This window comes from Paenibacillus sp. UNC496MF (assembly GCF_900113915.1).
GTDB lineage: Bacteria > Bacillota > Bacilli > Paenibacillales > Paenibacillaceae > Paenibacillus_Z > Paenibacillus_Z artemisiicola.
In genome coordinates, this window is record NZ_FORE01000016.1 from 158730 (window position 1) to 175897 (window position 17168).

Genomic DNA, 17168 nt, shown 5'->3' on the forward strand with positions numbered 1-17168 from the left:
GCCGCTTTGTTACTTTGCGATGATTCCGTGGTCGCCGTCATACGGCTTCCAGTCGTTGGCGTCCTCGTCCCATTTCTCCAAAATGAAATGGCTGAGAAGCGGGTGCTCATTGTACGAGAACGTGGCGTGCGCCATGCCATCCTGCACCGTCACCATGAGCCCCTTCGGTGTAATAGATTCCGTTACGATCTCCTTCTGATTTCGCATAATGGAGAAATCGGCGGTCCACTCGACACCTTTCATCGCTTCAATGTCCGTCAGCACCCCGGTCAGCATCTTCTCGAAGCGCTGCAGCATTTCCATGAGCGGGCTTGTCTTGGACACGACCGTCTCCAGGAGGAAATACAGGAAGTCATCCGGCACATCTTTGAATTTCATCTGCACGGGGAAGTACAGTCGGACCGGCTGTTTCGGCGCTTCGTCCAAAATGATTTGACCCGTGACGTCGATTGACCCGAGCAGCAATCGGTTACTGGAAGTCAGGAAGCCTTTTTCGCCATTCTCGTCGAGAACGGTGACTAATCCATCCAGGAAGATGATGCCTTCTTCGGCCGGCACCTGAATGACGGTCTCCGTCACGTTGTGTGTCAGCTCCAGCTTGTAAGGCATAACAATATCCCGGTTGATGAAATCAAGACTGTCCTGTGCCATCTCTTGAATCCGGCGGAGCCTAAAGTCCAGCTTTAGGCCGTCATCGACAACCGAATCCACTTCGGCAATGGCGTTATTGACCTCATCCTTAATGTAAGACTCGACTCCAGTACCAGATGCATTCTCCGCGATCTCCACGACTTGAGCTTTCAAGTCTTCCAGCAGCTTCTTCAACTTCTGCCCCTTCGCTGCCACGACACCAAATGTCGCCGTGTTGAGCTCGGCCAGCGCATCTTCAGCCTTGACGATCGCTGTAATGGCATTCGTTTTATTGATCGCAACCTGCGGGACCGCGGCCAGAATCGCGCCTTTATTCTGCTGCCAAGAAGACATCGATGTGCTCAGGTCATTCAGCTTCGCTTCGAGCTGATTCACAAATGGAATCAGCTCATTCGTGTTGCTCACTGGCATAGGGATTCCTCCTTTAAAAAAGCGGCTGGCGATTATCACCAACCGCTTTTTATTTTAACATGAAAGGCATTACAATTTCACTCTAAATCTCAATGACTTCTAGGTCTTCGTCCGTATCCAGCACCGGCGTCATCTTGACATAATCAACGTACATCAGACCCGTAGACTGGTCGATGGTATGATTAACAAGGATGTTCACCTGGTTGGCATCGGCAGGAAGCTCGACTTCCGCCGTGTAAACCATCCAATCGCCCTGCTCGACAGCCGGAAGCATGATACTTCCGACGAGGCCGGCAGTGCTGAAGATTTGGATCTCACCGCATAGGCGCTCCGAGGCGCTTGGATCAAGTCGCGCTTTCACGTCCACTCGGTACTTGGTCTTCGTGAGCTTCGTGCCAGGGAGCGTGATGGCATATTCGGCGTCATTGAACAAACTCAATATACTGTCCTCGCCGTTGCCAAGGTCTGTCTCGTCGATGAAGTAGACGCCGCTCGAGAGCTTCTCGTTGTACTCGGTGATATGCTTCGCGCCCTTGAACTCGCTGTTGCCGATGATGTTTAAGTCTTCCTCCTCCGGATCCACGTATTCGATGATCGGCAGGTTGCCGTATGCTTTGTACTTGGCCACGGCCGCCTGGATCTCTGACTCGTGGAAGCCATCTGGATTGTTTGGCGATCGCAGGATGGACCGTGGCAGCCGGATGATGAACACGCCGTTCTCCTGATAGGCTTCACCGTCGAAGTAGCCGATGTCCCAGTTGTACAGCGACTCCTGATTGACGCTCTTGATGATCGCTTTGGAGAGCGCCTCATCGAGTCCGCCGCCGCGGCTCCGTGTATCCAGGATGATCATGTCCTTCTTGGCCGTGCTGTTCGGCTGCACCGTGAACTTGCCGATGCGCAGCATGGACGGATCGTAATAATAATCCTCCGGATCGAACCAGAAATCCTCGTCCGTATGGAAGATGCCCGTTGTCCTGCTCGTGCCTTCGATCAGCGTAAGCTCCGTCCCCTGCCGCACCCAGATGGATGTCGGCCGCAGGTAGATGTGCATCTGGCGGACGAGCAGCTCGTTGCTGACATGCTCCTCGACCGTGTAGTCGCCAGCCACCATATCCCCCGGCACCCAGCGGCGTAGGCCGCGCATTGCCATCGTGAACTTGTGCCCCGGGCTTGGATTCAGATCCAAGTGGAAGAAATCGGTCTTCCCTGTCGTTTCGTTCTTGCGCTCGAAGCCGCGGTACGTATACCAGTCTTCTTCATAAGCGTATTGTACGATTACTTCATCCTGATCCCGGATCTTGTCATGCAGGTAAATGATACCCTTCTTGGCGTCCACGTCGGCCACACGGAGCTTCCGGGAATTGTTGATCCGCAGCGCCTCGACTTCCAGATAGCTGATGCCGACGTCCGACGACAGTACGATCGGCGTGAAGCGGGTCTGAATTGTCTTCTCGTTTAGGATGATCGGCGTCTCCCGCTCCACCAGCATGACCGGCCGTTTGTAGAACGACTGGTTCGTGTATTCGGGAATCGTGTAATCCATGACAATCTCCGTGGTCAGCTCCGCACTGCGCGGCGCATAGGAGATCAGCTCGGGATACGACATGTAGATCTGCGGCACCTTCTCCGCAGCCTCGAAGTACGGCAGCTGCAGTCGGCGCTTCACGCGCCCGTTCTTGACGCGCACGTACCAGTTCTGCGTCTCCATCTCGCTCATGGCGACCTTCGGCTTCTCGACTTCAATCTTGCGATTGTCGTCCAGCTTGATGGCCAGGATTGGCACTGCCTCGAGCTCCTCGAAGTTAGTCCATGCCGCCAGATCGACGACCAGGCCATCCAGCAGATCGGAGGAGCCCGGCTTCAGGACGTTCTTCAAGCGCATGCGGTTCACACCGGCGTAAGCCTGATCAACCTCGAATTTTTCCATGCTGCCCAGCGTATAGCGCCAGCGGTAATTGACGCGGAACTCCTTGTTGCGGCCACTGATGTCGCCGCGCTCGATTCGAAGCAATACCTGATCCTTCGGCACATCGCTCGGGATACCGAGTTTGCTATAGATGCCCTCCTCCGCAAACAGTGCGCCAAGCGACTTCACGTCCTCGTGCTTGTAGATCATGTCTGCCGTCTGCGGCCAGGTGATGGGCGTACCGACCGGCACAATCGGCGGCACATTTGCCTGCGCATTGACCTCATTAGACGGACCTATGGAGAGACTCACAGTGTCGCCGCCGGTGATCCAGATGCGGTTCCAGGAGAAGTTTTCGACATCGGCCGGGATCGCCGCCTTGGATAAGGTCGCCGGCGAGAGCGTGTAGCTCATGGAGCCGTCCGCCATGAGGTAGGCTTTTCCCGTTCCCTTAATGTTGATCGCATGCTCCGACGTCTTCCACGGCGTGATCTCCGTGCCGCCTGCCGTATAGTTGTTCGTTTGCGCATACGGATAGCCGTCTTTGATCCGTACATTCAAGTCGGCCGGATTCTTCTCGAACTGGACCGCGGCGGATGGATACGGCTGATAGGCAAACAGCGTGCCGTAGGTGGCCTTGATATAATCCTCGACCTTCCCTTTCAGGATATCTTCCGGCTTATCGTCCATCATCTTCACTTCGCCATTGCTGGTCAGATTGACGTCCACCCAGTCCGTGTATTCACGATGCAGGTTCAGTTCCTGGAACGTCATTTTAGACCATGCACAGCCGGCCTGCGAGATGTTGCAGAGTCCATAGCCGCCCGAAGCGTAATCATTGTCAATTGCTTCAGCCACGAGCGTGCCGAGTGCTGCATCGCTAATATCGCGGCTGATGTAAACCTTCATCTGGTTGCCTTGGCAGATGACCGTGATCTTGACCGTTTCATTGGCATTCCAGCCTTGGTTGGATGCCGTCGTCGGGTTCGTGATGTCCGTGAAGGAGTTGCCCGAGTTGTCGGATTTGTACTGGCAGTTTGGCGCGGCGAGATCACTGTATGGCGGCAGCGAGCTCGGTGACGCTTTGAAGATCCGTGTCTTCTTGTTGCCAAAGCCGGTGTTGTTCAGGTACTGGGTCATGTCGTAGACCGCATCGTAATTCGGATCCGGTACGCCCGGCAGCGTCTGCTGGTAGGCCGTATAATACTGGGCTGCAGAGACGCCGCGATTGCTGAGCAGGATGCGGCCGACGCCATTGCCGTCCGGTGCAGTAGCCTGCCACATTTGCTGGCGCTCCCAGGTGAACATATAATAGTGGTGCTCGTCTCTGACGCGGAACAAGAAGCCGATCACGTCATCGTCGTTGGAATCCTGGATCGAGACGACCGCCGAGAACTTGTAATCCGTCTTGCTAACATGCTCCCGGTTCCAATAGCCACTGACTTCTACCGCGTTCGTCACGAGTTTCAGCACATCGGACGAATTGTTATAGAACCATTTGTTCTTCGTGGCGCTGGTACCGATGAAGTCCCAGCCAGTAAAGACGTCGAAGACCTTCGTTTGATTCTGCAAGGCAATCGAGTAATCCTGGAAGCAGCGGAACTGGCCGTGGTAGCTGAGCGTACTGGATATCTGACCTTCTCCGCTTGCTTCCCAGTTGAAGCTGAGCTCTGTCTTCTGCTTCTCGGGAATAATCGTGCATTGATGTGAGATCGGATTGTTCTTAATACGCACGTTTGGCTGCGCAGCTTCGCTCCAGTCGTCCGTCGTCAGGTTGCTCTTGGCCTGCGGCGCCTCGCTGCCGCTTGGGCCTACCTTCGTATCGACGCTGCCGTTATCCGGGCTCGACGTTACCGTGTAGAGGATGTTGCCGTCTGCGTCTTCAATGGCGAAGGTGGCGTCGGCCGGCAACGACGGCATGTCCATCGGCAGGACCGTATTGATTAGGCTGCGCGCGCTCAGGAAGCCGGCGCCGGTGCGCATGCCGATCGACTTCCAGGCCTCCGAGTAATCCAGCGCCTCGTGCGCCAGAAGCGCTTCCGGATTGATTACCCAATCCGTGACATAGCCGAACGTGAGCCGGCGGGTGCTGCCCTCGTCATCTTGGAAGCTGGCTGTCAGTTTATAGTTAAAGATCTTCTTTACGCGCGGGTCGTATTCGGACTTCTGTGGCACTGTGATTTTATAGCCATCCTTGTCCGGGTACTCCTCAATCATGTAGACTTCTTCGGTGTCATCTGCTGCTGCCAGCTGCTCCGAAGAGACTTCCTGATAGGCGCTTATGCCGTTGATGACTCGCAGCTTGCCTCCCTCGACATACACCTTTCCGTCCTTGACGTTGATGGTATTGTCGTAAAGCTCCACGGCCTTGTTCACGCTTTTGAGCACTTCGTCCGAGACAACCTTATCTACATGATTGTAGCGGACCTTGTAGGTCTGCTCCTCGTCGGTGTTGAGCTGCAGATAAATCTTCGCCCAGTAGATTTTCGGATTGCCTTCCATCGCGCGGACATAGATCAGCGACTTGATGCTGTCACCAAGCACGTTGCCATTCTCGTCCGTGATCTGAATCTGATTGCCGCGGTACCGAGTCACCTTGCCCGGTTCCCCCGGATCGCTATCGTAATGATACAGCAGCTCGAACTTGTAATAGAGTGCGGAGCTGATGCTCGCTTCATTGCGCAGAAAGCGCCGTGTGATGTTAACCTGGTTCGAGGGGAACCGATCATACGGCGGACGCTTCACGATCGGCTGATCATCGGATATGATGTCGGCATACGAAAGGACGCCATTTTCGTCCGGCACAACCAGGCTTTCGATTTGCTCCATCGGTATAACGTTCTCATTGACGTAAGCCGTGTCGATGAATGAGACGTTTTCACTGCTGTTAATGCGCGGTGTATGCACGAAGGCCAGATTCACATCGCCCTCGGGCACCTGTTCTCCGACACGAAGCGCGAACGTGTTGTTCGGCAGCTTGCTGATGTACTCGTAGAGCTCGAGACCGTAACCAAGATTCATATCGGGATGATAGTAAGCGATCGCCGTGCAGGCATCCGAGGTCGTTTCAAGCTTATGCTCGGCGCCGTCCCAGAAGGAGACAACGATATCCGGGCTGCCGGAGGAAGCCAAGTATTTGGTTACCTGAACATCTTCCCGCTGCAGGCCGTAGCTGCTTGCGTATTCCTGTATCAGCGGCTCGAACAGGTCGTGCATCGTTTTATTTTCAGCCACAGTCTTGCTGGCTGTTGGGCGATTGAAGGTTTCATTGATGGAAAAGTTATCGGCCTCGTAATGAAAAGCATGCGCGAGAATTTCTTTAGATGGAACCGCAACGACGCAGCTGATGCGGTATGAAAACTGAATCATAATGGATCCTCCTTTTGGGCCAATATGTAAAGAAAGCAATAGGGGGTGTTACGCCCCTATCACTTTTAGAAAGATAAAGTTACTCGATTCTTCCGCGCCCACAGTGCATGTTGCCGTTACCGCGAACACCCCTTGCTCTTGCGAGAGCCCCGAAATTGTAATCGAGGTCTGACCATAATCATCCGTCGTGGGAACGAAAGATCTTGTAACACCCTTCGTATCCTTATAAGCAACCCGAATTTGTTTGCCCGTCAGCACACCCCAGTTTTCATCCCGAAGCGTAATCGTGATGGTTGCCTCGTCATTCTGGCCGGCTAGCAGTACGGCTTTGCTGGTCTTCATTTCGAGGTAAACTCGATTCGCCACGTTTGGCGCGTAGAAGCTCAGCTGCTCCATATTACTCAGATCAGCGCAGACGATCTGGTAGTTGGTGATATTGTCGCTCGGCATTATTGGCTGATCGTACAGATAGACTTCGCCGGCCCGGTTCGTCTTGCCGGAGAACATCAGCTCGCCGTCGCGGTAGATGTCCACTTCCTTGTTCTGAATCGGGTTGTTGTATTTGTCGAGCGCTCGGCCTGTCACCAGAACCTTGCCCGTGCTGCCAGCTGGCAGCGACTTCGGCGAGATGCTGATCTCCAGCACCTTGGGATCCTGATCCACCTTATTGGTCAGGCACAGGAAGCCGCGATGATTATGATTCAGGATTGGGTTAAACGAGACTTCCTCCGCCCGGTAGAACGGCGTGTCCTTCGCACCCTCATAGATAATCTCCATATCCTGCATCATGGTTGGATCGTAATTGTTGTGCAATACAATCCGTGCCACATCATTCTCTACATCATAGTTGTAATCGACATAGAAACTATACAGCAGCTTATACCTGAACTCCATTATATCATCAAATCCCAAATTGTTCATGAACTCAATCGAAGAATTTTTAGGATTGAAGATATATTGTGTTGAACTGATTGTAATGCCATTCAATGTGACAACCAGCGTGTCTGGATCGATAGCCTTGTACTGCAGGTAGTATTTCGCGTACCCGTTGCCGCTCATGGATTCGATGTTCTCGAGTGTCTGATTCACCCCGGTCAGCAAGCCTGCTGCGTTTCGGACCTCCTCGAAGAAGGCGACCTTACGTAGATTATTACCCTCGTTGTCCCGGACGATGAATGCGGCGCCTTGCTGAGGCCGAGGGCTGATCAGGATCTGCTGATCCACCGGCGTCTTGACGAGTCGGATCTTCTCGGCGAACAGGTACTGCTCCTTCTCTTGGAAGTAGTAATAGCCGTTATGCAGCATCGGATTCCACGGCAGTGGAGCGGCACTGCGAACCTGCGCATTGATGGCGTAGCCGAGGAACGGCGCAAGCCGGCTGGATGGCACGATTTCCTTGGTTCCGCCTGGCTGCGTCCACTCCAGCTTCACCATTGCGCTTCCCGTGTTCTCGTAGTACGTTGCGCTGATTTCGTACCAGCGGCCGCCTTCGAGATTGATCGAGCCCGAGTTTGTGTCCGGCTCATCACGCCATGCGTCGATGACCTGCACCCTGTTCACCCAGAGCCTGAATCCATCGTCTGACGTCGAATGGAATTGATAGAGACCGGCAGTCGGCGCATAGATGTTGCCCCGCCAGCTGATGGCAAACCCATCGCTTGGTGATCCGGACGCCGGCACCTGGATCGGTGCGATATATGGCTCCGGCAGATCCGGCGTATACACGTCGAGCGGCGCGTTCGGATCCAGGTACGTCCGCGGAAGATGGCGATAATCGCTCCAGTCCGGTGCGTCCGGCGCGCTGGCCGGCTTCGTCGTGATCTCGGCGACAACCCTGCTCGTGCCGTCAATCGTCAGCGTGCCATGTGCGGCCGCCTTGTCGAAGCTGGTCTTTGTGATGCTGGCATCATTCATAATCTTGAACGAGCACGAGATGTCCGCTTCCGTCATCCCCGGATGTGCGGCAAGGAAATTGTTGATTTCCTGCAGGAACTCGTCATGGATGCTGATGTCCTTTACGATGACGGTCAGTGTCTTCGGCGAGTCCGTAATTGGCCGATCCACTTGTGCCGAAATCGTATGACGCTGGCCTGGGCTTTGCACGAACGTGTTCAGCAGCATCCGCGATGCCTTGAAGTCCCAGAAGTACGTTTTCGGTTGCGACGCGGTGACCGGCCCCCATGCTCCTTTCAGGATGGCATCCGGTGCGCTGTCGACGATGCTGAACTTCTCGGTGCCGTTCACCCAAACCGTAATCGAGCGGCCGACCAGCTTAACCTTGATTTCGTTTGTCTCGTCCGCGCCGAACGTCCATCCCTCATCGAGATGCGCCAACATAACTTTGGTGTACTGCAACTTGGCCACGCCGTACTGCGACGGGTTGAGGCAGATGTTGCGGTAGATGCCCATGCCCTTGGCGTCGGTTCCGCCGACCATATTGCGCGACCAGTATGCGTCCATCTCGAACGAGTAGAAGTTCAGTGTGCCCGGGTCGAATCGGAAGATGGCGCCGTACATGTCGTCATCCCCGGAGGCTACTTCCTGCACCTTGAAGCTAAAGGTATAATCGGTGAAGTCCCGATGGTTCGGATTGAAGAACCCCGAACGGTAGCTTTGGTTGGCCAGGTTTGTCACCTTGCTGTATCCATCTTCCGGAGGTCCATGCCAATCCCCCACGTCCGCGCCAACATTTTCATCGAACTTGATCCATTCCCCGGTGAAGTTCGAGATGTCGATCACTTCATCGGACGGATAGCTAATGTCCAGATCGACGTTCAGATTAAAGGACATCTGGTCTAGGATCACCGATTGGCTCGTGAAGGCTGCGGCATTTGTGCCGACCGGCTCCGTACTGACGAATGGCGATTGGCTGCCCCAGTTGAAATCGATGCGAGCATCGACGCGAGAGAACTGAACATCGCCCAGGTAATTCGCCTTGCTCGGATCGAAGCTTCCCGTGACCTCATAGGATTGAACATGAATCCAGTCCTTCGGATTCAGCATGCTGCGGTCCACGACAAGCGTGCGGCCGCTCAGGCTGTACTTGCTCGGATCGAGCTTCACGCCGTTCAGGTAAACCGTGACTCCAAGGCCCGGATCCTGCGTCAACTCGAACAGGTTGGTGATGCTGCCCGTCGCATAACGCACCTTCACGTCCCCTGGCGTCACATACGAGCCATGCAGCTGGAACTGCTGGCCATCAACCGTGTAGCCTTCCGTCGAGCTCTGCGGGATCTCAACGCCATTGCGCTGCACGGATAGAATCGTGAATGGCTGCAGGTCGTTGAAGCTGAACGTGCTCTGCATCGGTAGCTCGTCGATCTGATAGCCGCCAGCGGTGTAGTTGATATCCAGCAGGTCGGTCTTCAGCAATACCGGCCCAAGCGTAATCCGCTTGTCATCAACCACGAAGTCCGTGATGGAAATGCCGTTCACTTTGATCTGCACATTCCATGGGTCTGCGGCAAAGTCCGTATAAAACTGCTGCTGCACGGTATTGCCGATGTTGCTTGTGATCGCGTAATCGGTATCCGTGATCCCTTGGTTATAGACCTCCACCATCCAAGAGCCTTCGATTGGCCGCGTAAACGTCATGAGCTCATACACATCCGCGCCGCCGCTGTAGTCGTACTTGGAGGCAGCCGTGATTAAGTTGCCGTTCTCGAAGATCGTCTTGCTGATGGCTGTCTGCGCCCAGGTGCCGTTATTGGCGGTGATGCCAAATGTCTCGCCGTTTGGCGCATGCACGATCATGTCCGGGAACGTGTCTCCCGTATTCTGCATGAAGGACGTCAGAATCTTGAGCGAGCTCTCCCCTGCCGGCACGTAGATCGTGTGTGCGGTCTTCTGCTCCGTCGCTGCTGCGCGCCCACGGACTGCGGCCTGGCCTGCCAGGAATACTTCGCGCGCCGGCTCGCCGTCTTCTCTGTGAGCTGCGACTGCCTCCTGCACGGTGAATAGCTGCTCCTTTACATGGTAGTCGCCGCCGACGACGAATGATTCCTTGAGGATCTTCGTCTGAAGCGGGTACCGGTAATAGGTGCCGAGCAGGCCGCTGGTGTCGCCATCCTGCTTGTCGAGCCACACCGAAACAAATGGATTCGAGCTGATCGCTTCGATCTTCTCGATAAAGACGTTCTCATCATAATTCGGGTCGAGCATCGGGTTAATTGAGATCGTGTCGCCGATCGTTGTAACCGACTCATTGTCCGCGTAGAAGCTGCGCGGGTCTTCCACCCAGTCGGTGTACCAGTCGGTATACCATACGTAAGCATCCTGGTAATCGGACATGAAGTTCACGGTCTTCTTGAAGGTGTCATATTCAATGGTGACGTTCTCGTTATCCGTCTCGATGAACGGCCCCTCAATGTGGGTCAGGTTCGGCGGCAGGAATACGGTGTCCGTTGGGACATCTACCATATTCGCTTTGCCGGCGCCGGAGCTGAAGAACGGACGCTTGCCGTTGACCTTGCCCTGCCCGATATACTTACCGCTGATCCAAGGTACATACCGCGGATCCGCATCACATTTGATGACGACGCGATCGTTCTGCCGATCGGTGAACAGCAGCGGTTCGCTTGTAATCACGTTTACCGACGAGCTTGTGTTGCGTGTGGTCTGTCCCGGCTTCGATTCCCAATACATCCAGAGGAAGCTGAGCTTGCCGACCGGATACTTATGCAGCACGTAATGCACGTTGGCGTAGACGGCCGGCATTGGCGCTCCGGTATACGGATCGACATAATGCTCATGGTTTGGCGGTACGTCCACGTATGTGGGCTCGTCACTGTTGGCCACGCCTTCGTTCTTGATGTCGGCCGGGAACGTGCCTTGGTACCATTCGGTCGTCTTCAGCATGAGCACATCGGTCGGATCGTGATGCGTCGTCACCGTGCCAGCCTTCGCCCATTTCCATGCATGATGCGCCGGGTCGATAGTATATTCTCCGGAGTCCTGGAGCGTCAACGTGTACGTCGCCCACTTACCGCCGACGAACTCTTTCAGGTCACGAGCAGCCACCCAGCCGTCATACGCATAGACCGAATACTCGTAGGTCTTCTCCGTGATGACGTGTTCCGGATCGCCGTGCCAGAAGATCAGCTTCTTATTGTTCTCGAAGGCGAACTCCGTATCGCTCGATGCTGGCTTCACGATCGTGTAGGTTGCCGTAATGGCATCCGGACTCAGATCGGCATGGCTTGCCAGGAAGTTGCTTTTCTCGGCCCGGAAGAAGTCATCGATATCCTCGAAGACGACCGCGCCGCTCGTGTTATCGATGTTGTCCGGCGTCACCTCGAAGGTGCCTTTCTTGGTATAGGTGAACGACTGCGTGGTCCCGGCGTTCGGGCTGTTGAACGTCTTCACCGTGACTGGCTGACCGACGCCCGCGAATGCCGCACCCGCCGTGGAATCTTTCACCTCTGCCGAGATGCTGCCGATCGTATACGCCTTGCCGGTCACGCCCAGTTGCGCCATGCGTGCAAGCAGGTTGACCTTGATGTAGTCGGACGAGCTTGGATTAATCGTCTTTGGCGAAGGCGTAATCTCGTCGAACTGTGCCCAGCCCGTTTGTGGTTCACGGCCGGTGAACTTGATCCAGTGCTTGACGCGGATCCCGTGGAACTCGACGGCTTGGGACCAGTTGCATGCGCCGAAAGCTCCGTTTTCCCAATCCGTATCAAACTCGAAGACCTTGGCGTATTCCTCAGTCAGGCTGTGTCGGACGAAAATTTCTGCATGCTTCCCCGTACAACGTACTTTCATAGACTCCATCGTTTGGTAATCCCATCCGTTGCCGCCGCCCAGGTCGGTCGCGTTGACCTTGTACATCTTGCCATCCGTGACTTTGTAGATGCGGCGGTGCTGCGTCTTCCAGCCGGTGCCGGTTTGATACGCACTCCAGAGCGAATCAGAGCTCAGGTAGTTTCGTGAGTACGCCATGTGATTGCCGTCATTCCAGACCGTCTCGTCGGCCGTGAAGATGTTCGTACCATCGATGTTTGCGCCGATCCGATTCGAGCCTTTCACGCGATAGTCGGATTCCCAAATCATCATGTAGAAGTTGCGCTTATCCTTGGCCTTGAAGATGATACCGATGACGTCATCGTCCTGTGGGCCGACAGTTGGATCCGGGTTGCCTTCTCCGATCGTCTTGAAATCGAACTCAACTTCGTAGCTATCCCACCCATAATACTCGCCGCCGGCCCCCTTGGCGATGATGCCGCTGAAACACATACGGTTCGAGTTGTCATAGATGTATTTGCCGTCGCTGCTTTTCTTCCAAACGTCGCTGCTGCCGTAGCCAACATAATCACCTGCAGACGAGGTGAACAGATCCTTCACGTCGCCCTGGTCCTGCACTTCGTAGAAGGCCTCGTAATTGACCGCCCATTCCAGCGTCTTCTTGCCGACCGCGCCAGCGATCTCCATGTTGATCTCGTATTCTTTCTGGATAGGAAGCATCCGGTCTTCCTTAATCGTGAAGCCAAACTTCTTCGGCGGGTAGGCATCGATGCCAATTTTGTAAGGCGATTCATTGTAGGTTACATAGAGGTCGCCTTTGTACCAGATGCTGTACTGGAAGTTCAACTCTGGATAAATCAGGATCTGATGCTTACGTTTCCCCCGGAGCCGCGCGGCATATTGGAATGACTGAACGGCCACTTCATGTTGCGGCTTCTTAACCATGAGATCATCATGATCGCCGATACCGGACTTGATCGCATGCGCCATATCGACGCTGCCGTGGGAGCGGCCGTACAGTGTGGTGCTGAAGCCTTTACCATCCACGTAGTTCGATTCAAATTTCGGATCGCTCCACTGTTCATCCGTGTCCTCTGCAGGGAAGTAGGTCTGCTCGGAAGAGCCATCGGCTGGGAGCGGGTCCGGTGTAGCCATTATGCTGATCATCTCTTCGCTGACCGTGACCACGACTTGCTTAGCCAGCGATCCGGCCTTGGCCATGATGGTAGCGGAGCCGTTGACGACACCCTCAAGGGTTAAGGCGCTTTCGGTTTGCTTGTTGATCTGAACGATGCCATTGTCCTGCACTTCCCATGTTACCGGAGCAGCGTCCCCATTTAGCACTTGTGCAAAGAAAGTCAGTGACTGCCCGGGTGCGATATGCGCGCTTGCCGGCGTGACATTCAGGATGGGCTGCATTTGACCCTGCGCCGTGATCGTCGTGATCGACTGGCTGCCGTAAGCGGTGGCTCGGACTTGAATGTCCCCGGCGCTCAGTGCCTTGATGGTGACACCTTTCCCGCTCCGGCTACTGATGCTTGCGATCTCCTCACCCTGCACGATGTCCCAAGTAATCGCAGAATCCACATGACCCATGTCCTCGAACATGACATCATAGAAGGCCGTAACTGTCAGCTCCTGACCCACGACAAGCGTGGATGTCTCCGGCAGCGTATGGAACCGGTAGAGCTGCTTGTTCCATACCGGTACTTTGACCGTTGCCGCTACTTCCTCTCCCCTATCGGAGCGGACGAGAAGATCAAACGAAAGGATATCGGAAGCCTGCGGCGTGATCTTGTAATCCGTCTCGCTGACTTTCTCGACAAATGCATTGCCATTGGTCAGCGTGAGTGTCGAGAGCTGGATAGCGAAACGATCGCCATTCTCATACTCCGCAGCGACATGTAGTGCCACCGTGTCGCCGACAAATGCACGCTCCTGGGAGCGGGAGATGGTGAGGCGTCCTTTCGGATCAACTACTGTGATCGCAATCGGCTTCGCATAAAAGTCATCGTAACGAAGCATTAGATTCGTCGTGCCGGGCGCGATGCCCTCGAGCATCACCTGGCTGCCGTCGAAGCTGATAACCCTGGCTACTTTCTGTTCATCGAATTTCCATCCGAGAGCTTCAGAGGCTACACCGCCGGCACCCTTCGTTTCCATATCCACGCGGATCGCCTGCTGCAAGCCCACTACGAGCTGCAGGCTTGTCGTCTCCGGCGTAATGTCGAGTACAAGATGATCACTGATGTCGAGGCCATAGGCATAAAGCTTATCGCTGTACGTCAGAACAATCTTGTCATTGCTGCTGGTGGCTTCGAGCTGGATGACCGTATAGTCGGCCGGCATCGGCGTCAGACTGTTGCGGCTGATCAGCGGCTTAATGTCCATGCCAGATACCGGCAGCTGTGTCTCCGGACTGCCCGCAGTCAACGTATCGATCTGCGGACCGTTAATCCAATCCGTCTCTACGTTCACATCTTCCTGCGGCAGCGCATTGGTCCATGCGTAAGGGCTGTCGAGTCCATCCGGCAAGCACACGATCGAGACGCGAGTGTCCGGGCTCCAGACATAATAAGCCTCCACGAGAAGATCCGGATCGGTCGCTTGGAGCTCTGCGAGCGTAGCCGCACCGAGCATAGCGGTACTCAGGTCTGTCAGCTTCTTGCCAGCCGCGAGACTGTCATTCCAATTCGTGATGATGGCTGTGTCCCTATAAAGGCAGACGTCCTGCTGGCTGCCGTCTCCGTGCTTCACCGTCGCAATGACTTCATAGTGGAATGAGAGCGAGATGATTGGGCGGATCACGGCTTGCAGTTTATAATCGAAATTTAAGATTGCCATACGTTTGAGCCCTCCCACCGTTTCGGGTTAAAGGTATAGTCCTTCCAGTTGTCGATGCTTGAATCCCAGATGTTCGGCAGATATCCGAGGCCGGTCAGATCTTTGCTGATCGTATCCCAGTAGCCTTCATCCCAATTGAAGCGGCCCCACATGATCGGCGCCACCGTATTGATATAGTTCACCCAGCGCTTGAGTGTCTCAGATGCTTGCCCGTCATCCTGGAACATGATGCGGTACAGCTCCTCGTCGCTCTTTTGATACAACTCATGCTTCTCGACGTCCTTAATGAAAGAGACGGTTCGCGTCCGGCCGGAGCTCTGCGCTTGAATCAGGATATAGCCGAACTCGTCTATAGCATAATCCAGTGGCTCAAGCGGCTGCCCATCAATGCGAATCGTATAGGGCTCGACACCCTTCCCTTTCAAGTACAAGTTTTTGTTGTCGTCCTGCCAGGTTACGCGGCGAATCAGATTTAACTCACGTGCGATCGCGAAGGTAAGCCCTTGGTCACTGCTGTTGCCGGGATATCGGAACACGTCCTTGATGCGCTCGCGATATTCGGCATTCTTCTCTCGGTGCAGCCGCGGCGTCCCCGTGAGCAGCCCAAACTCATCGAACGCGTTCCAGATTTGATGCGGCAGCGCGGTCACTGTGAAGCTGCTCCGCCGGTCAATGTTCTGGATTTCCCCGCGGAATGCGCCGTATTCTTTGCGTGTGTACATCCGCCGATTATCGAAGTCAATGATACCGCCGCCGTCGAGCTTGTTGAAAAAGAAATCCCGCAGCGAATCGATTATGGGGATAGGTTCCTCATCATCATAGAAGGCAAGCTGGTCGGATGTCCGGATGTCCGGCAGATCATAGACCCACACCCAATCAAGTATCTGCGGATCAAGAAGATCGATGAACTTCTGGCTTTTGAGCTCGTCGTATTCATCCTCGACCGTTTCCAGCATCATGGCGTACCAGTTGAAGAAGCGCTGACCGTTGGACTCCCGCGACTGCCGAATCCAAGTCCAAAGCGGATATTCATTGGCGATGCGCTGCGTAATCTCCGAATACCAGTAATCGTTAAGAAAGATACCGTAAATACCTGTTGCATCGCCTGTTGCCGTGAGCGTCTTTTCGCCTTCATCGAGGCTTGTGTCGAGCACGCGCCACATACTGATGCCATCATAGCGAACGATACGGCAATACTTCGCTTCCGTATTGGTCAGCTTGTTGGCATAGGGGATTGTGATGACCAGCTGCTGTTCTGGTAAGTCCGATAAGATTTCAAATTGCATCGCGGTCGGAATGTATCGCAAGTAAGTTTGGTCATCCACAAAGACCGTCTGCCCCTGAATGTCCGGGTCCAGTTTACGCGCGCAGGTCACCGGATACGAACTGGAGATCGTAATCTCGTCATTCGTGTATAAGTATCGGGTGTCAGCCACCTTGTCGCACCTCCTTTTATTGCAAGGCATTACATTTTTCTATTATATCAGAACCCGAACATAAAGAAAGAACATTTCCGCACGGGGCAGAAATGTTCTTTCTTTGGGACTGGATTACAGCGAGTTATCAATCGCCGAAACCACGTAGCTATACTCGCTGCCGTTGACAACCGTAATGTCGTCGTACAGCGTTACGTCGCCGGCCACTTGTGCCAGGAACGCATGCGCACTTTGATCCGAAGACAGTTTACGGTATACGCGGTAGCCGCCCAGGTTCTCATTGAGCTTGGCGTCCTCGGCGTCCGTAACCGTGTTCCAAGTGATGCGAACCGTCGCGTCGCCGGAAGTCGTTTGCAGGTTTTGAGGAACCGATGGGATCGTCTTCACGGCAAGGTCGTCGGACTGCGCGCCTTCGTTCGGCGTAACTTCGTCGTCATATGCGGAAACCGCATAGATGTAGGAAGCACCGTCGAGCATCGTTGCGTCCTCGAACGTCGTTACCTGTGCATCAACAGATGCCGGTACGTTCGATACGAGGGCGAATGAATCTCCAGCGCTGGCTTTGCGGTAAACGCGGTAGCCGGCCAGATCGGTCAGTGCCGAGGCGTCAGCATCTGTGGTAACCGGATCCCAATTCAGGGTTACCTTGCCTTGGGAAACCGCGAAATTGAGGTTCAGCACTTTTGCAGGCGCAAGCGTGTCGCCTGCCATCGCAGTCACGGGGGACGATAAATTCGACTCTAAAACAGCCATGTCTATCACTCCTTATGAATCTATTTATGCCAAGGCAATGCCCTAACAATAGG

General features: G+C 54.6%; 5 protein-coding genes. All 5 read right to left on the reverse strand.

Annotated features, from left to right (window positions below; genetic code table 11):
• Positions 1 to 9: 9 nt before the first annotated feature.
• Positions 10 to 1062 (reverse strand): hypothetical protein, encoded by a 1053-nt coding sequence (locus BMZ79_RS27100; protein WP_090646500.1) that lies wholly within the window; start codon positions 1060 to 1062, stop codon positions 10 to 12.
• Positions 1063 to 1144: 82 nt separating this feature from the next.
• The gene (locus tag BMZ79_RS27105) at positions 1145 to 6340 is read right to left on the reverse strand and encodes a hypothetical protein (RefSeq protein WP_090646503.1); all 5196 of its coding nucleotides are present in this window, start codon (positions 6338 to 6340) and stop codon (positions 1145 to 1147) included.
• Between the two features lie 48 nt (positions 6341 to 6388).
• On the reverse strand, positions 6389 to 14926 hold the full coding sequence (locus BMZ79_RS27110; RefSeq protein ID WP_090646505.1) for a PA14 domain-containing protein: 8538 nt from the start codon (positions 14924 to 14926) through the stop codon (positions 6389 to 6391).
• Complete coding sequence (locus tag BMZ79_RS27115) at positions 14914 to 16362, reverse strand: hypothetical protein (RefSeq protein ID WP_090646508.1); 1449 nt, start codon at positions 16360 to 16362, stop codon at positions 14914 to 14916. The genes BMZ79_RS27110 and BMZ79_RS27115 overlap by 13 nt, the downstream gene beginning before the upstream one ends.
• A 114-nt stretch (positions 16363 to 16476) precedes the next feature.
• A complete protein-coding gene (locus BMZ79_RS27120) occupies positions 16477 to 17115 on the reverse strand; it encodes a fibronectin type III domain-containing protein (RefSeq protein ID WP_090646510.1) in 639 nt (212 codons plus the stop codon).
• Between the last annotated feature and the right edge of the window lie 53 nt (positions 17116 to 17168).